Origin of the sequence: Vibrio sp. 1874 (genome assembly GCF_033344395.1) — a bacterium.
GTDB classification, from domain to species: domain Bacteria; phylum Pseudomonadota; class Gammaproteobacteria; order Enterobacterales; family Vibrionaceae; genus Vibrio; species Vibrio alginolyticus.
Genome location: NZ_JAWPOR010000006.1, coordinates 96,655 through 114,215 on the forward strand (window position 1 = coordinate 96,655; position 17,561 = coordinate 114,215).

The following is a 17,561-nucleotide window of genomic DNA, read 5'->3' on the forward strand; positions in this document are numbered from 1 at the left end:
GATACATTAAAAATATCAATTACATCCAAATATAGAGCCTCACCTCAAGAGCCTCTTAATATTTTGATAGAAAAAGAAAATGCTGTCTTAATAGGAAATATTTAATCTGATAAAAAACGAAAATAATGGAAGCCTTACTGACTCGGCCATCAATAAAAGAACAGCAATTACGCTTAAAAATCGAACAGATAGTGAATATTAATCAGCTATTCAGCGTTATTGACGCTAAACCAGAGACTAGCGGTGCGGGTGTAATTTATATTGATAACAAATTCACCGTTGTACGCTTAAGAGACTTTAAATCCACATGCCATATCAATCCTACCTTTATCATTCTACGAGAACCGATAAAATTACAATCATCTCAAGAATTTGCAAAAAAAATAAAACAGGAAGAGTCAAAATCAAGATTCAATCAAGAGCTTCTATCAGCGAGCATTAGCTGTATTGGTGCAGCGATTGGCTGGATTGGGGTAGTTGGTTCGGGGCTAACAATACCAGTAAGTGGTCCTGTGGGCGTAACTATGTCCTATATCTCACACGCCGCTACTGTTGCTGCCACAGCTCAATGTGCTATTGGAGTAGCAAGAACCCGTATGGTATCTAAATCACCAGACAAATTATCGGATATAGACAGTAATGAGTGGTATCAAAATACAACTAAAGCTTTAGATTACATCTCCTTAGCTGGAGCGGGCGCTAGTGGATATCAAACGATAAAAATGGTTCAATCTCTTAAGCAAACCACTAAGAAAGGCGTTCCCGAGATTCTAAAAGGCTTAAACAGACAAGAAAGAACAAGATTAACTAAAGAAATCATCCGTAAAAACCTTCCGAGCATTTCGAATAAAGCTCGTAAACAGCTAATGTTGTCAGGAGAAATTCCTAAGAGGTATTCACAAGCAACAATATCCGCATCCATTTCTCATCAGCTTCTAGATGCAATTGGAGGCTCAATTAGCATAGTAGGAAGCGGTTATTCGGGAGAGTTAAGAAATCTTGCTATTGGAATCTATGAGGAATTGAAAGTTGAATACTAAATCAATTAGCATAGCAAACATCTCACTAAGTATATGTTTATACTTGGCATTGACTATTGGTCTGGCTATTAGCTTAAGCATTTGGAATGACTGGTTTTCTTTCACTCAACACATTGCTCTAGATACTTACCTCCTTACATTGGGAGCTATTACGGTTGTTGTTGTATGCATTCCAAACATTCTGACAATAAGCAAAGGATTAAGTGTTGCTGCAAAAATAAACTTACTTACTATCTCTTTTATCATTCTCACTTGCAGCATTAATTTTGTTGTAGCAAATGGTAGTACTATTTCTTCATCTTTGGGTACATTGCTTGCCATCATTAGCTTAATGATCTTCAAAAGCGAAGCATACCAATCGTTCCTAGCACACTTTAATGCTCTTCATTTTAGAAAAACCTCGATATAAAAAAGCCCGCTCAAATGAGCGGGCAATGAGGTTGTCATGTAAGCCCTGATTAATGAGCTTACTGATTTTTATCTGTTACGCGTCTAGACTCGCTTTCACTTTAGCGTGTAACTCTTGAACCGAAGTTACTGACGCTTTTGCGTCTGCAGTATGAGACATACATGTAGCGAACGCTGCATTCAGTGTCGTTGTGTAGTTCACTTTTTCTGCCAGTGCACCACGGCGTAGAACTTTCGAATCTTCAATCGCTTGACGACCAGCAGCCGTGTTTACGATGTAGGTGTATTCGTTGTTCTTGATGCGGTCAAGAATGTGTGGACGACCTTCGTGTACTTTGTTTACCAAACGTGGGTTAATACCCGCTTCGCCCAGAATTACAGCTGTACCGTGTGTCGCATCCAACTGGTAACCCAGTTTCACTAACTTAGAAGCTAGGTCAACAACACGCTCTTTATCACCTTCACGTACAGACAGTAGCGCACGACCACCTTCAGGATAAACCGCACCACAACCTAGCTCTGCTTTCGCGTAAGCTTCTGCGAACGTTGCACCCACACCCATTACTTCACCTGTTGAGCGCATTTCAGGGCCCAATAGAGGGTCAACACCAGGGAATTTGTTGAACGGCAGAACCACTTCTTTCACTGAGTAGTAAGGAGGGATAATCTCTTTAGTAAAGCCTTGTGACTCTAGAGATTGACCCGCCATTACACGTGCAGCGATTTTCGCTAGAGGAGCGCCTGTCGCTTTCGATACGAATGGTACCGTACGAGCAGCACGAGGGTTCACTTCAATTAGATAAACGTCGTTATCTTTCACAGCAAACTGCGTGTTCATCAAACCGCGCACACCGAGTTCGAATGCTAACTTCTCAACTTGCTCACGCATCTTGTCTTGAATTTCCTGACTTAGCGTGTATGCAGGCAGTGAACATGCAGAGTCACCAGAGTGAACACCCGCTTGTTCGATGTGCTCCATGATACCGCCGATAACGACGCGTTCACCGTCACAGATAGCATCAATATCAACTTCGGTTGCATCATCCAAGAAACGGTCTAGCAGAACTGGAGACTCGTTCGATACGCTTACTGCTTCGTTGAAGTAGCGACGCAGGTCTTGCTCGTCGTACACGATTTCCATCGCACGACCACCGAGTACATAAGATGGACGAACAACTAATGGGAAGCCAATTTCTTTCGATTTCTCAACCGCTTGCTCCATCGTTGTTACTGTCGCGTTTTCTGGCTGAAGTAGACCTAAACGGTCAACAGCGGCTTGGAAGCGTTCACGGTCTTCCGCACGGTCGATAGCATCTGGGCTAGTACCAATGATTGGCACACCAGCCGCTTCTAGAGCACGAGCCAGTTTAAGTGGCGTTTGACCACCGTACTGAACAATCACACCTTTTGGTTTTTCAACGCGAGCGATAGACAGTACATCTTCCAGAGTTACTGGCTCGAAGTACAGACGATCAGACGTATCGTAGTCAGTAGATACCGTTTCTGGGTTACAGTTAACCATAATGGTTTCGTAACCGTCTTCACGCAGCGCAAGTGATGCATGAACACAACAGTAATCGAATTCGATACCTTGGCCGATACGGTTTGGACCGCCACCAAGAACCATGATCTTATCTTTGTCTGTTGGGTTTGCTTCACATTCTTCATCGTAAGATGAGTACATGTAAGCCGTGTCAGAAGAAAACTCTGCTGCACATGTATCCACACGTTTGTAAACCGGATGAATATCAAACTGCTCACGAGCACGGCGAATTTCACTTTCAGCGACACCAAGCAATTTAGACAAGCGCGCATCAGAGAAGCCTTTGCGTTTCATCTTACGAAGCACTTCTTTGGTCAAACCTGCGTAGCCGCCAGCCTTGACTTGCTCTTCGAGTTTTACAATTTCTTCGATTTGAACCAGAAACCAGCGGTCGATTTGAGTCAAGTTGAACACACCGTCGACTGACATACCCGCTCGGAATGCATCGGCGATGTACCAGATACGCTCTGCACCTGCTTCTTTAAGTTCGTGACGAATCTTAGTCAGTGCATCTGGTGCTTCAAGATCGACCATCTCATCAAAACCAGTTGCGCCAACTTCTAGGCCACGCAGTGCTTTGTGAAGAGATTCTTGTTGGTTACGACCAATCGCCATTACCTCACCAACCGATTTCATCTGAGTTGTCAGACGGTCGTTTGCACCAGCAAATTTCTCGAAGTTAAAGCGAGGAATTTTAGTTACGACGTAGTCGATAGTTGGTTCGAATGATGCTGGTGTTGCACCACCTGTGATGTCGTTTTGTAGTTCGTCTAGCGTAAAGCCAACAGCCAGTTTCGCGGCAATTTTCGCGATTGGGAAGCCTGTTGCTTTTGATGCTAGCGCAGAAGAGCGAGATACACGCGGGTTCATCTCGATGATGACCATACGACCATCTTTCGGGTTGATACCAAACTGTACGTTTGAACCACCTGTTTCAACACCAATCTCACGTAGAACGGCTAGCGATGCATTACGCATAAGCTGGTATTCTTTGTCAGTCAGTGTTTGTGCTGGAGCCACCGTGATTGAGTCACCCGTATGGATGCCCATTGGGTCAAAGTTCTCGATTGAACATACGATGATACAGTTGTCCGCTTTGTCACGAACGACTTCCATTTCGTACTCTTTCCAACCGATTAGTGACTCATCGATAAGAAGTTCGTTGGTCGGAGATAAGTCCAGACCGCGACGACAGATTTCTTCAAACTCTTCTTTGTTGTACGCGATACCACCACCAGTGCCACCCATGGTGAACGATGGACGAATGATACAAGGGAAGCCAACCATATCTAAAACTTTGTAAGCTTCTTCCATGCTCTTCGCTGTATCTGCGCGAGGACACTCAAGGCCGATAGACTTCATCGCTTTATCAAAACGAGAACGGTCTTCCGCTTTGTCGATTGCATCAGCCGTTGCACCAATCATCTCTACGCCAAACTCTGCGAGAACGCCGTGCTTCTCTAAATCTAACGCACAGTTAAGTGCTGTCTGACCACCCATAGTTGGCAGAACTGCATCAGGACGTTCTTTCTCGATGATCTTGCGTACAACTTCCCACTGAATCGGCTCGATGTAAGTCGCATCTGCCATCTCTGGGTCAGTCATAATCGTTGCTGGATTAGAGTTAACTAGGATAACTCGGTAGCCTTCTTCGCGAAGAGCTTTACACGCTTGTGCGCCAGAGTAGTCAAACTCACATGCCTGACCGATAACAATCGGACCAGCACCAAGAATTAGAATACTTTGAATGTCAGTACGTTTTGGCATTATCTACTACTCCGAATTAAGCGCTGTGTTTTTTGATTAGTTCGATAAAGTGGTCAAATAGCGGTGCCGCGTCATGTGGACCAGGGCTCGCTTCTGGGTGACCTTGGAAGCTAAATGCTGGCTTGTCTGTGCGGTGGATACCTTGCAAAGAGCCATCAAATAGCGATACGTGAGTAGCACGTAAGTTTTCCGGTAATGTTGCTTCATCTGCCGCAAAGCCGTGGTTTTGCGAGGTAATCATCACAACGTTACGCTCTAAATCTTTTACTGGGTGGTTTGCACCGTGGTGACCAAACTTCATTTTCACCGTTTGCGCACCTGATGCTAGCGCCAGAATTTGGTGACCTAGACAAATACCAAAAATTGGTAGGCCTTTTTCTAGGAACACTTTGGTTGCTTCAATCGCGTAAGTACATGGTTCTGGGTCACCAGGGCCGTTCGATAAGAATACGCCATCTGGATTTAGTGCCAGAACTTCTTCCGCTGACGTTTCTGCAGGTACAACCGTTAAGCGGCAGCCGCGGTCAACCAACATTCGTAAGATGTTGCGTTTTGCGCCGAAGTCGTAAGCGACAACGTGGTATGGCAGCTCGCTGTCATCTTTCGCCTCTGGAAGTCCACCTTCAAGCGTCCACGAACCTTGCTTCCATTGATACGCTTCTTTTGTTGTAACTTCTTTCGCAAGGTCCATTCCTTTTAAGCCTGGGAATTCTTTTGCTTTCGCTAGTGCCAAAGCTTCGTCTAGGTTGTTGCCCGCAACAATACAGCCGTTTTGAGCACCTTTTTCACGCAGGATACGAGTGAGCTTACGAGTATCGATATCAGCGATGCCAACGATATTTTGAGACTTAAGATAATCAGAGAGGGATTGTTCGTTACGGAAGTTAGAAGCGATTAGAGGAAGATCGCGAATCACAAGGCCTTGTGCATGAATGGAAGAGGATTCTTCATCTTCGGAAGTGGTTCCGGTATTGCCAATATGAGGATAAGTGAGAGTGACGATTTGCTGAGAATAGGAAGGATCAGTGAGGATTTCTTGATACCCCGTCATCGAGGTATTAAAAACGACTTCACCAACGGAAAGACCATCTGCCCCTATGGACACTCCGCGGAACACTGTCCCATCTTCTAGGACCAACAGTGCTAATTTACCCAAGACAACCTCCAGAATAAAAATGCAAAAAAAATAAATCAAACTGCAAACATGCCTTCCTTTACCTATAAAATCTACATAAATAGGTATTTCAGACAAATTGGCGGTATTCTAAAGTTGGACTCGAAACCTGTCAACCTACAATCAAAAATAAATGATTAATTTCTAGCGAGTAAGGTCATTTTGAATCAGTAAGGCCCAAAAAGATAACTTTTACATGCTATTACATAGAGAGGCATAGAGGTTTAATGAATTTTACAAATTTAAACTTTTTAGAGATCACAAAAAAGTATGAGTTTTTCACGCAAACGTTCACCCAACAAAAAAGACATTAGTTTTTAGACATCAAAACCCAAAACACCCACAAAACAACCAAAACAACAACAAAAGTAAGCGCCAAAATACTTTCTGTTAGAATCATTTCATTTACAACTAATTCTATAGATATAAAAAAGCCGGCTACCGCCGGCGAATAATTATGTATTTAGAGTTCATTCAATCCCAAAACATCTGTCATGGTATAAAAGCCCGCTGGTTTGGCACTCAACCAAACAGCGGCCTTGACGGCGCCATTAGCAAACGTCATACGATCGGTCGCTTTGTGCGTTATCTCCACTCGTTCCCCGATATCAGCAAACATGGCTGTGTGCTCACCGACAATATCGCCAGCGCGAATTGTAGCAAAGCCGATCTCATCTTTAGTACGTTCACCTGTGATACCTTCTCGCGCATAGACAGCTACATCATTCAGCTTGTTGCCCATCGCACCAGCAATGGCTTCGCCCATCCCGATAGCGGTACCAGAAGGAGCATCAACTTTATGACGATGATGTGCTTCGACAATCTCAACATCACAGTAGTCGCCCATCACTTTGGCTGCTTTCTCAAGAAGCTTAAATACTAGGTTCACACCAACAGAGTAGTTAGGAGCCATGACAACAGGCACTTGCTTAGCGGCTTCGTCAATCAGTTCACGCTCTGCATCACTGAAACCAGTCGTCCCAATCACAATACTCTTTCCATGCTTCTTACACAGTTCAAGATTCGCCAACGTACTTACTGGGGCAGTAAAATCGATGATTACATCAAAATTATCGACGTCTTTAGCAAGATCATCCGTTAAGAACACATCGAATTTGCCTTCACCACAAAGTTCACCGATATCGACACCGACAAGTGAGGACTCAGGTCGTTCTGATCCCGCGCTCACTGTCGCCTCTGGGTTAAGGTGTGAAGCTTTAACCAAATTACGGCCCATTCGGCCTGCTGCTCCTGCGATTGCAATACGAACCATTGCGCTTTCTCTCCTTCTCTGGATAACGAGGTTTGCTCTCGTTCTCTCGTTTCGCTTAATCTGTTTAAACTAACAACATACCGTGGTTACCACAAGCAAGTTCATCAGGCTTAAGCGAACTCTTTTACGACACGCTCCAAGATAGGCACGTTCGCTTCAGGAAAGGCATAGTTACCCAATTCTCTTATCTCAACCCAGCGACCTTCTTGACCTTCTCGGCCGTAAGGCTCATTACTGAACTTAGATACCGTAATAAAATCAAACTTAAGTGATTTGTCTGGATAGTCATATTCCAAATGCTCGAAAAGGGCTTGCTCAGTAACTTCAATTCCTACCTCTTCTTCAAGTTCTCTTGCTAGAGCATGTTCAATACTTTCTCCTGACTCGACTTTCCCGCCGGGAAACTCCCAAAACCCGCCTTTATGCTTGTCGTCTGGACGCTTTGTAATAAAAATTTTTGATTTGTCTTGGTTAAAAATAATAGCCGCGACTATGTGAATTCTTTTCATAGGGGTTCCTAACTCTCAAGCCGTTACACTTCAACGGTCTTTGCATCTCTAAAACTATCCGATGCTATCAAAACTTATGAAATTCGACAGCCACAGAATTTGCTTAAAAAAAGAGCCGCCTAGGCGACTCTTTAAAAAATTATCTGACTAATACGTTAGTCGATTTTGCCGTGGCACTGTTTATACTTCTTACCACTACCACAAGGGCAAGGCTCATTGCGACCTACTTTACGTTCATCACGTACCATTGGCTGACTTGAACCTTCTTCAGATTCTTCACCTTCAGAAAGAGGGTTTTGTGCTGCTGCGTGTTGCGCTTGAGCACGACGAGCGGCCTCTTCAGCTTGCGCACGACGTTGCTCTTCCATACGTTCAACTTCTTCTTGTTGCTGAACTCGAACGCGAGATAGAACAGTAATCACATCAGTTTTCAGCGCTTCTAGTAGACCTTCAAACAGTTCAAACGATTCACGCTTGTATTCCTGTTTCGGGTTCTTCTGCGCATAGCCGCGTAAGTGAATACCCTGACGCAAGTGATCCATTGCTGCCAAGTGCTCTTTCCAAAGCGTATCCAGAGTTTGAAGCATAACCGATTTCTCGAAGTTACGAAGCACTTGCGCACCCACCACTTCCTCTTTCTCTTTGTACACTTCAACGGCTAGATTGATGATCTTCTCGCGTAGCGCCTCTTCGTAAAGCTTATCGTCTTCTTCAAGCCATTGCTTCACTGGCGCATCAAGATCGAAGTCTGCTTTCAAGCGCTCTTGCAGACCTTCAACGTCCCACATATCTTCTAGTGATTGTGGTGGGATGTACTCATCAATAACCGCCGTTAGCACATCTTCACGGTTTTGCTCGATCATACCGCTGATGTCTTCAACGTTCATCAATTCGTCGCGCAGCTCGTAGACAACCTTACGCTGATCGTTCGCCACATCATCGTATTCTAGTAGCTGCTTACGGATATCAAAGTTACGACCTTCCACTTTGCGCTGTGCTTTTTCAATTGAGCGAGAAAGCATTTTCGATTCAATTGCTTCACCTTCTTCCATACCACTTTGGATAAGGCTCGCCATACGATCAGAAGTGAAAATACGTAACAAAGAGTCTTCCATAGATAGGTAGAAGCGAGATGAACCTGCATCTCCTTGACGACCAGAACGACCACGTAGCTGGTTATCAATACGGCGAGATTCGTGGCGCTCAGTACCAATGATGTGTAGACCACCAGCATCTAGTACTTGTTCATGTACCACTTTCCACTCTGCTTTAATCGCATCGATTTGTTCTTGAGTTGGGTTCTCCAAAGCTTCCACTTTTGATTGCCAACTACCGCCAAGCACAATGTCCGTACCACGACCGGCCATGTTGGTCGCGATAGTTACCGCACCAGGCATACCCGCTTCAGCGACAATTTCCGCTTCCTTCTCATGGAATTTTGCATTCAATACGTTGTGTTTGATCTTAGCCTTCTTCAATGCGTTAGAAAGAAGTTCTGATTTTTCAATCGATACGGTACCAACCAATGTTGGCTGACCTTTCGCAACGCGCTCTTTGATATCTTCAATGATTGCAGCAAACTTCTCAGCTTCGGTACGGTACACTACATCCGGCATATCGTTACGAATCATTGGTTTGTTGGTTGGGATAACCACCGTTTCCAAGCCATAAATAGATTGGAACTCAAACGCTTCAGTATCCGCAGTACCTGTCATACCAGACAGTTTTTCGTATAAGCGGAAATAGTTCTGGAAGGTAATCGAAGCCAAAGTTTGGTTTTCGTTTTGAATCTTAACGCCTTCTTTCGCTTCTACTGCTTGGTGAAGACCTTCAGACCAACGACGACCTGGCATTGTACGACCAGTATGTTCATCAACAATTACTACTTCACCTTCGTCAGTAACGATGTAATCAACGTTGCGCTCAAACAACACATGAGCACGCAAAGCGGCATTCACGTGATGTAACATGCTGATGTTAGTCGGAGAGTAAAGTGTGTCACCCTCTTCCATAAGACCATTTTTCACCAACAGTTCTTCAACGTACTCTTGGCCCGTTTCTGTGAGGTATACTTGCTTTGATTTCTCATCAACAGTGTAGTGACCATCACCACGATATTCTTCAGAGTCTTCTTTGTCTTGCTTTTTAAGATGCGGGATCAAAAGGTTGATTCGGGTGTATAGCTCAGAGCTATCTTCAGCAGGACCAGAAATGATTAAAGGGGTACGAGCTTCATCAATTAGGATTGAGTCCACCTCATCGACAACTGCAAAGAAGCGTTCACGTTGTACGCGATCTTCGCTACGGAAAGCCATATTGTCACGAAGGTAGTCAAAACCAAATTCATTGTTCGTTCCGTACAAGATGTCAGCTTGGTACGCTTCTTTTTTCTCTTGAGGAGGCATGTTTGGCACGTTTACGCCAACAGTCATACCTAAAAATTCAAACAGAGGGCGGTTTGTCTCTGCATCACGTTTAGCTAGATAATCGTTCACTGTTACAATATGAACGCCTTTACCAGCTAGGGCATTTAGGTAAGCAGGGAGCGTTGCCGTCAGCGTTTTACCTTCACCCGTACGCATTTCAGCGATTTGACCCGCATTTAGAACCATACCACCGATAAGCTGGACGTCGAAGTGGCGCATACCGTAGACACGCTTAGATGCTTCACGAACCGTAGCAAAAGCTTCTGGAAGTAGTTTATCAAGAGTTTCACCCTTCTCTAGGCGCTCACGGAACTCAACCGTCTTTGCTTTTAACTCTTCGTCACTTAGAGCTTCGAATGTTGGCTCAAAGTTATTAATTTCTTTTACAATTTTTCTAAGGCGGCGCAGTGTTCGGTCGTTGCGACTGCCAATCACTTTTGTCAGTAGCTTAGTTATCATTTTTCGTGAATCTCTCTTTATTCAGACCGTTCCCGATCTACTCATAATGCCTTCAGTCTCTGCCAGTTTGGAACTAAGAATACTGAGATAAATCATTTATCAAAGATATTGAGTTCAAACATCCATATTTCAAGGCTAAGTTTTGAAACAATGTGGCTTAGTGTAAGGATTTTTAATCGATACAACCATAAATAGACGTATTTGTTTGAAGCACTCTGAAGTTTTTACTTAAAGTGGTGACTGATTAGCCGATATTGCATACCGCAATATGTGTAATCCATCCAGAGCAAACTTTGCTTTTTACCTTGCTACATTGTAAAACTGAAGCTAAAGACGTTAATGTAAACTATACCTTGATAGAAAGCTGCTCTAGAATAGCTATATCTCAACAAAATTAGATTTTACCTATGCGTGATCACCGTCCAACCTCGACTGAAGATGTTATTGCTGAGTCACAGTTCAAGCAGATTCAAGAACATGCTGGAGAAATCTTACAGCTTAACCAAGCTTTGCAAGAGGTCTTACCCACGGGGACGGCCGATCATTGCCGAGTAGCGAATGTTCGTAACGGCCATCTATTGATCGATGTCTCTAGTGCCGCGATCAAAATGAAGATCGATTACGATCGCCTCATGATCCTAAATAAACTTCGTACTCAAGGCTTTGCCAAGCTGATGAGCGTTGAAGTGAGGATCAATCCTTCACTATATCGAAACCGCTTTCAACAAGACGACAGACCTAAGCGTCCACCACTAACCGCATCTGCAGCAAAGTCATTAATGACGATTGCCGACATGGCGCCACCGAAAATTCAAGAGCGTTTAAAACGATTAGCCGATATAGCAGAAAAGGAAGATCGTAAGTGAACGTTATTTCAATATGCTGAAAACTTGAATGTTATTGATAAATCCAGGATTAAAGCCAAATAGCAAAAAACCAGGCATAAGCCTGGTTTTTTATTAATTCTAATGCCAAGTATTTACGCAAGCACCATATTTGGTTCTGCGAATGCTACTGGTGAGCCGACTTCTTCTTCGAATGTAGTCCACTCCCACGCTTCCTGATCTGCAAGAACAGCACGTAACAGTTGGTTATTTAAACCGTGGCCAGATTTAAAGGCACGGAATTCACCAATGATTGGGTGGCCACACATGTAAAGGTCACCAATCGCATCCAACACTTTGTGAGTCACAAACTCATTTTCAAAGCGTAGACCTTCTTCATTAAGAATACGGTAATCATCCAAAACGATAGCATTGTCAAAACTACCACCCAAAACTAGGTTTTGAGATTGTAGATATTCGATATCACGCATAAAGCCAAACGTACGTGCTCGAGAAATCTCACGAACAAAGCCTTTTGACGAGAAATCAAACAGCAAACGTTGCTCGTCTGATTCAATCGCTGGGTGATTAAACTCAATTTCGAAGTCCATACGGAAGCCGTTAAATGGTACAAATTCTGCCCATTTATCACCATCTTCAAAACGAACTGGCTTTTTGATGCGGATGAAGCGTTTTGGCGCATTTTGCGTTTCGATACCTGCTTGTTGTAGCAAGTATACAAATGGGCTTGCACTACCATCCATGATCGGAATTTCAGGTGCGTCTACTTCGACAACAATGTTATCGATGCCCATACCAGCAAGTGCCGCATTCAAGTGCTCAACAGTTGAAATACGCACACCTTCATCGTTTACCAATGCAGTACAAAGCATGGTGTCACGAACCGAAGCTGGATCAGCTGGAAAATCTACAGGTGGATTTACATCTGTACGACGGTAAATGATACCTGTATTTGCAGCAGCCGGGCGCAGAGTAAGTGTGACTTTACGACCAGAGTGGAGACCCACACCAGTTGTTTTCACTATTTCTTTCAGAGTACGTTGTCTGATCATCTGCTTGCCTCTCAAAAATTTGCTACAAAACACGGCCGTCTGTAACGTCGACCGTGAATGCTACCATAATTTTGAGCCATGTCAAATTTATGGGTTAAAGATTAATCAGCCTGACGACGCAAAAATGCCGGTATATCTAAATAACCACTTTCCTTTTCTTGCTTTGGAGCCGCAGAACTTTGGCTCGACGAAGCTGGAGAAGAAGGAGCAGTGTTTGTCGGCTGAGGAGTTACCTGTGGCTTCTCTTGCACTTGATTATTTTGCAAGGTCTGTGCCGGTTTTTCTTCAGCTTGCGTTGCCGCTGCTTGTTGCTGTGGTTGAGCTTGCGGCGTCGGTGCCACTTTAGCTTTACCACCCGCAACTAGCGTGATATCTGGCTTTTTCTCATTACCAATACCTGTCGCTACAACTGTTACGCGGATTTCGTCAGTCATATCAGGGTCTAGAGAAGTACCGATAACAACAGTCGCATTGTCAGAAGCGAATGCCTTCACTGTATTACCAACCGTCTCAAACTCGTCAAGACGCATATCCAGACCAGCAGTAATATTGACAAGAACACCACGAGCGCCCGCTAGATCGATGTCTTCCAGAAGTGGGCTAGAAATTGCCATTTCAGCCGCTTCTTCAGCACGGTCTTCACCTTTGGCGATGCCGCTACCCATCATTGCGTGACCCATTTCAGACATTACAGTTCTTACGTCCGCAAAGTCGACGTTGATCATGCCAGGGCGAGTAATTAGCTCAGCAATACCTTGAACGGCATTCTTAAGAACATCGTTAGCGCTTGCAAAAGCTTCTAGTAGTGTTACACCACGACCAAGTACTTTAAGTAGCTTTTCGTTTGGAATCGTGATCAAAGAGTCAACATGCTTAGACAGCTCATCGATACCTTGCTCAGCAAATGCCAAACGCTTTTTACCTTCAAAACTAAACGGTTTAGTTACTACCGCTACTGTTAGAATGCCAAGCTCTTTAGCCACTTCAGCAATAACAGGCGCTGCACCAGTACCGGTACCGCCACCCATACCAGCTGCGATAAACACCATATCGGCGCCAGTCAGGGAATCTTTAATTCGATCTCTGTCTTCGAGAGCTGCGTCACGGCCAACCTGTGGATTAGCACCTGCACCCAGACCTTTAGTGATATCACCACCGATCTGAATAACATTGCCAACGCTTGTCTTACGAAGTGCTTGCGCATCAGTGTTGACGCTGATGAATTCCACACCTTCGATGGATTCACGCACCATGTGTTCAACGGCGTTACCACCGCCGCCACCAACCCCAACGACCTTGATTACTGCATCGTCAGACATTTCCATCATCGGTTCAAACATGTGTTGTCTCCGTTTATCCTGCAACTCAGGTTAAAACTCTTTTTGTATCCAGTTACGCAATTTATCGAAAAAGCCAGTTACAGATGAGCGTTTAGGTTCATTATAATCGCTATCGTCGCTAGACTGCATGTCTCTTGCGTAATGAAGTAATCCAACTGCCGTAGAATGGTACGGCTCTTTTACATAGTCAGTTAATCCGCTGACTTCGAGCGGTTTGCCGACCCTTACTTGATTGCGGAATACGCGTTCCGCACATTCTACCACTCCGTCCATTTGCGCAGCACCGCCGGTGAGTACAACTCCCGCAGCCAGATGGTGCTTGATACCCTCTTCGCGCAATTTTGCTTGTACAGAGTCGATAGTTTGGTTAACCAGTCCCATAAGCTCAGAGTAGCGTGGCTCAATCACTTCTGACAACGTTTGACGTTGCAGGCTACGTGATGGTCGTCCACCTACGCTTGGTACATTAACCGTGTCATCCTTACTGACCAGTTCACTCAAAGCACAGCCATATTTGACTTTTATTTCTTCAGCATCGCTCACTGGCGTGCCAAAAGCAAAAGCAATATCACTGGTTACAGCATTTCCTGCGTACGAAAATACTTCTGTGTGACGTAACGCACCGCCAGTCCAGATGGCCACATCCATCGTGCCGGCGCCAATATCAACCACACAAACTCCAAGCTCTCTTTCATCCTCGGTGATTACTGCATTACTAGCAGCAAGCCCAGAAAATACGAGTTGTTCTACTTTAAGGCCGCAGCGTTCTACCGCCTTAATAATGTTGCGTGCCATGTCATTATGGCATGAGATAAGGTGGACACTCACTTCCATTCTTACCCCAGATAAACCAAGCGGATTTTTGATTCCTTCTTGGTAATCAATGGTGAACTCTTGCGGGATCACATGAAGAATTCGCTGTTCATCACCGATTTTAATCGATTTTGCGGTATGGATAGCGCGATCCATGTCTTCTTGAGACACCTCTTCATCAGAAATCGTGCCCATACCTTTTTCAATTCGGCTTGCGATATGCTTACCAGACAACGAAATGAAGACTCGGCTGATCTGGCACTCTGCCATTAATTCAGCTTGATCAATTGCACGTTGTACTGATTTTACAACCGACTCCAAATCATTCACGCCACCTTTATCCATGCCGCGTGAGGGGCTACTACCTGCGCCAATAATATTAATTTGACCGTCTGGTAAAACCTCACCCACTAGAGCCGATACGGTTGCAGTGCCTATATCAAGACCAACAATAATGTTGTCATCAGCGGCCTTAGTCATCTGTACTCTCTTCTAACTCTTGTTCAGGAAACCAACCAACTGCGGCTCCTGTATCGTACCTAAGATCGATATAACTGATTCTTTGCGTGTCACTGCCAAGCTTGTTATAGAGCTTAAAAAAGCGCTCTATACGCTCAAGAAGAGACTCTTTACCGAGCTCTAATCGAATACCGTTATCAAGGATGATTTGCCAAGCTCGTCGCTCGTTTAATACCAGAGACGATATCGCTAAACCCAATTGCTGAAACTTAGGACTCAAATCACGGTAAGTCTGTAAGACTTCCGGTCCGCTATCTTTGGGTCCGTACAGCTTCACTTTTTCTTCTTGCAACAGAGCAACATCTCCATCAAAAACGAACCCGTTTTTATCTAACAGTTCGTTGCCATTCCAAATGGCTTCTGGTTGATGCTCCGTCAAAAAAACTTTTACTGTATCCGGCCACTGCTTTCGGATTGCGGCATGCGCTACCCATGGCAGAGCTTCGACACTTTGCTGTAATACATCAATATCCTGAGACATAAATGTACCGATGTGATCAATTCGACTAAATGCAGCCTGCACATCGTCAGCTTGGACATACTCCAGTTTCCCCTGAAGTACTATTTTGGAGAGAGGTAACCTTTGGTCATCCCACATCCAACTGATCGCCGCGTACAAAACAGAACTAATTAAAGTCACAACCACAACGAAAAATAACGCACCCAAGATTTTTTCTTGGCGACCACGGTTGTTACCCGTGTTTGGTCGCTCGTCATTCAGTGCAATATTCAACAACGTCTTCGTTTCCTGACTTTTGTCGTGTACTTTTTACCCATATAATTACGCAGAGGTAAAAGTCTTGACTTTAACCTTGGGATTATACTGAGCTCTTGTAAACTATCAAACACTGATAGCAATAAATCACAATGATATTGACGCAAAATCGAGATCTGAGTCTTTATCTGTCCTTCGCGTCAACAATATGTGTCAGCCAAGCATCTTGTTTATATTCAATTTAAGACCTGCCAGCTGTTTCGCCACTTTACCAATATCACCCGCACCTTGCGTTAAGATTAGGTCGCCGTCTTGTATAACGTTAGCTAAAACTGAAGGTAATTGCTCGATTTCTGGAACAAAAATCGGATCTACCTTGCCTCGGCTGCGAATTGTGCGACATAAAGCGCGCCCATCAGCCCCTGCAATCGGCTTTTCACCCGCTGCGTAAACATCCAGCATGATCAATACATCTACCTGTTCAAGCACATTCGCGAAATCATCGTATAAATCACGAGTACGGCTATAACGGTGCGGTTGGAAAATCATCACCAAACGCTTGTCTTGCCAACCACTGCGTGCTGCATTAATGGTTACATCCACTTCTGTGGGATGATGGCCGTAATCATCAACAAGCATTGCATGGCCGTTGCCAGTATCAAACTCGCCAAGGTGATCAAAACGTCTTCCCGTACCTTGCGTACCAGCCATTGCCTTTAGGATCGCATCGTCTTCAATGTCATCTTCAGTAGCAACCGCAATCGCAGCAGACGCATTCAATGCATTGTGACGACCTGGAATATTCAGCGTGATATCTAAGTTAGCTCGCCCTTTACGTACTACCGTAAATTTGCCTTGCTGCCCCTCTTGACGATAATCTTCAATACGTACGTCGGCATCTTCAGAAAAACCGTAAGTTATCACTTGACGACTAATACGTGGGATTAACTCTCGAACCACAGGATCATCAATGCAAACAATTGCTTGGCCGTAAAACGGTAGATTATGAAGGAAATCGATGAAGGTTTGCTTTAAGGTTTCAAAGTCACCACCATAGGTATCCATATGATCGGCTTCGATATTGGTAACAATGCTCACCATTGGTTGCAAGTGCAGGAATGACGCGTCACTTTCATCTGCCTCTGCAATTAGAATACGACTCGAGCCTAGACGCGCATTTGTACCTGCGCTTTTCACCAAACCGCCATTCACAAACGTTGGATCAAGACCGGCTTCAGAATAGATTTGAGTAACAAGAGCGGTCGTCGTGGTTTTACCGTGTGTACCCGCAACGGCAATACCGTGACGGAATCGCATCAATTCAGCCAACATCTCTGCGCGGCGTACAATAGGGATGCGTAATTCACGTGCCGCCATCACTTCTGGGTTTTCTTCGTTGATCGCCGTTGACACAACAACCACACTGGCTTTTTCTACATTACTGGCTTGATGACCAATAAATACCGTCGCACCTTTTGATACCAAACGCTCTGTCACAGCGTTCTCTGATAGATCAGAACCTGTGATTTGGTAGCCTTCGTTCAACAGCACTTCTGCAATGCCGCTCATGCCCGCACCACCAATACCGATGAAGTGGATGGATTTCACGCGGCGCATCTCTGGCACCATTGCGCGAATCTGAGCTAAGTCTTGTGTATGTTGGATTGTCATCAATTCT

General features: G+C 44.5%; 13 protein-coding genes. 3 read left to right on the forward strand and 10 right to left on the reverse strand.

Translation table 11 applies throughout. From position 1 onward, the window contains the following. The first annotated feature begins 125 nt into the window (after positions 1–125). Positions 126–1,040, forward strand: coding sequence for a hypothetical protein (locus R8N46_RS13555; protein WP_025768414.1), 915 nt, complete (start codon positions 126–128; stop codon positions 1,038–1,040). Further along, positions 1,030–1,449 carry a hypothetical protein gene (locus R8N46_RS13560; protein WP_155396149.1) on the forward strand — a complete coding sequence of 140 codons (420 nt, stop codon included), beginning with the start codon at positions 1,030–1,032 and terminating at the stop codon, positions 1,447–1,449. The genes R8N46_RS13555 and R8N46_RS13560 overlap by 11 nt, the downstream gene beginning before the upstream one ends. 75 nt (positions 1,450–1,524) lie before the next feature. Here the strand turns inward: R8N46_RS13560 and carB are convergent, their stop codons facing one another. The 5 genes from carB to secA all read right to left on the reverse strand — a co-directional run bounded on the left by carB (position 1,525) and on the right by secA (position 10,599). Then, the gene (gene carB / locus R8N46_RS13565; protein ID WP_318098442.1) at positions 1,525–4,758 is read right to left on the reverse strand and encodes a carbamoyl-phosphate synthase large subunit; all 3,234 of its coding nucleotides are present in this window, start codon (positions 4,756–4,758) and stop codon (positions 1,525–1,527) included. A 16-nt stretch (positions 4,759–4,774) separates the two neighbouring features. After that, positions 4,775–5,914 carry a glutamine-hydrolyzing carbamoyl-phosphate synthase small subunit gene (carA, locus tag R8N46_RS13570; protein ID WP_017821483.1) on the reverse strand — a complete coding sequence of 380 codons (1,140 nt, stop codon included), beginning with the start codon at positions 5,912–5,914 and terminating at the stop codon, positions 4,775–4,777. A 481-nt stretch (positions 5,915–6,395) separates the two neighbouring features. Then, on the reverse strand, positions 6,396–7,205 hold the full coding sequence (gene dapB, locus R8N46_RS13575; protein WP_005381860.1) for a 4-hydroxy-tetrahydrodipicolinate reductase: 810 nt from the start codon (positions 7,203–7,205) through the stop codon (positions 6,396–6,398). A 110-nt stretch (positions 7,206–7,315) separates the two neighbouring features. Further along, the gene (mutT, locus tag R8N46_RS13580; protein WP_005387387.1) at positions 7,316–7,714 is read right to left on the reverse strand and encodes an 8-oxo-dGTP diphosphatase MutT; all 399 of its coding nucleotides are present in this window, start codon (positions 7,712–7,714) and stop codon (positions 7,316–7,318) included. Between the two features lie 155 nt (positions 7,715–7,869). Next, positions 7,870–10,599, reverse strand: coding sequence for a preprotein translocase subunit SecA (gene secA / locus R8N46_RS13585; RefSeq protein ID WP_115385728.1), 2,730 nt, complete (start codon positions 10,597–10,599; stop codon positions 7,870–7,872). A gap of 407 nt (positions 10,600–11,006) precedes the next feature. On the opposite strand from secA, the gene R8N46_RS13590 reads away from it, so the two are divergent. Further along, entirely contained in the window at positions 11,007–11,465 is a 459-nt protein-coding gene (locus R8N46_RS13590) for a DUF721 domain-containing protein (RefSeq protein WP_017821484.1), read from the forward strand. A 113-nt stretch (positions 11,466–11,578) separates the two neighbouring features. On the opposite strand, the gene lpxC is transcribed toward R8N46_RS13590, so the two are convergent. From lpxC to murC, 5 genes are all read right to left on the reverse strand, one after another. Beyond that, positions 11,579–12,496 (reverse strand): UDP-3-O-acyl-N-acetylglucosamine deacetylase, encoded by a 918-nt coding sequence (gene lpxC, locus R8N46_RS13595; protein WP_005381871.1) that lies wholly within the window; start codon positions 12,494–12,496, stop codon positions 11,579–11,581. A gap of 101 nt (positions 12,497–12,597) precedes the next feature. Then, on the reverse strand, positions 12,598–13,836 hold the full coding sequence (gene ftsZ / locus R8N46_RS13600) for a cell division protein FtsZ (protein WP_017633617.1): 1,239 nt from the start codon (positions 13,834–13,836) through the stop codon (positions 12,598–12,600). A gap of 30 nt (positions 13,837–13,866) precedes the next feature. Next, entirely contained in the window at positions 13,867–15,129 is a 1,263-nt protein-coding gene (gene ftsA / locus R8N46_RS13605; RefSeq protein ID WP_005372946.1) for a cell division protein FtsA, read from the reverse strand. Beyond that, positions 15,122–15,904, reverse strand: a complete 783-nt coding sequence (locus R8N46_RS13610) for a cell division protein FtsQ/DivIB (RefSeq protein ID WP_005387393.1) — start codon at positions 15,902–15,904, stop codon at positions 15,122–15,124. The genes ftsA and R8N46_RS13610 overlap by 8 nt, the downstream gene beginning before the upstream one ends. 192 nt (positions 15,905–16,096) lie before the next feature. Beyond that, positions 16,097–17,554 carry a UDP-N-acetylmuramate--L-alanine ligase gene (gene murC / locus R8N46_RS13615; protein ID WP_005387395.1) on the reverse strand — a complete coding sequence of 486 codons (1,458 nt, stop codon included), beginning with the start codon at positions 17,552–17,554 and terminating at the stop codon, positions 16,097–16,099. Positions 17,555–17,561: the final 7 nt, after the last annotated feature.

Coding starts and splice junctions, on each gene's coding strand:
- R8N46_RS13555 (WP_025768414.1), top strand. CDS start 126: ATGGAAGCCTTACTGACTCGGCCATCAATAAAAGAACAGCAATTACGC.
- carB (WP_318098442.1), bottom strand. CDS start 4,758: ATGCCAAAACGTACTGACATTCAAAGTATTCTAATTCTTGGTGCTGGT.
- dapB (WP_005381860.1), bottom strand. CDS start 7,205: ATGGTTCGTATTGCAATCGCAGGAGCAGCAGGCCGAATGGGCCGTAAT.
- mutT (WP_005387387.1), bottom strand. CDS start 7,714: ATGAAAAGAATTCACATAGTCGCGGCTATTATTTTTAACCAAGACAAA.
- secA (WP_115385728.1), bottom strand. CDS start 10,599: ATGATAACTAAGCTACTGACAAAAGTGATTGGCAGTCGCAACGACCGA.
- R8N46_RS13590 (WP_017821484.1), top strand. CDS start 11,007: ATGCGTGATCACCGTCCAACCTCGACTGAAGATGTTATTGCTGAGTCA.
- lpxC (WP_005381871.1), bottom strand. CDS start 12,496: ATGATCAGACAACGTACTCTGAAAGAAATAGTGAAAACAACTGGTGTG.
- ftsZ (WP_017633617.1), bottom strand. CDS start 13,836: ATGTTTGAACCGATGATGGAAATGTCTGACGATGCAGTAATCAAGGTC.
- ftsA (WP_005372946.1), bottom strand. CDS start 15,129: ATGACTAAGGCCGCTGATGACAACATTATTGTTGGTCTTGATATAGGC.
- murC (WP_005387395.1), bottom strand. CDS start 17,554: ATGACAATCCAACATACACAAGACTTAGCTCAGATTCGCGCAATGGTG.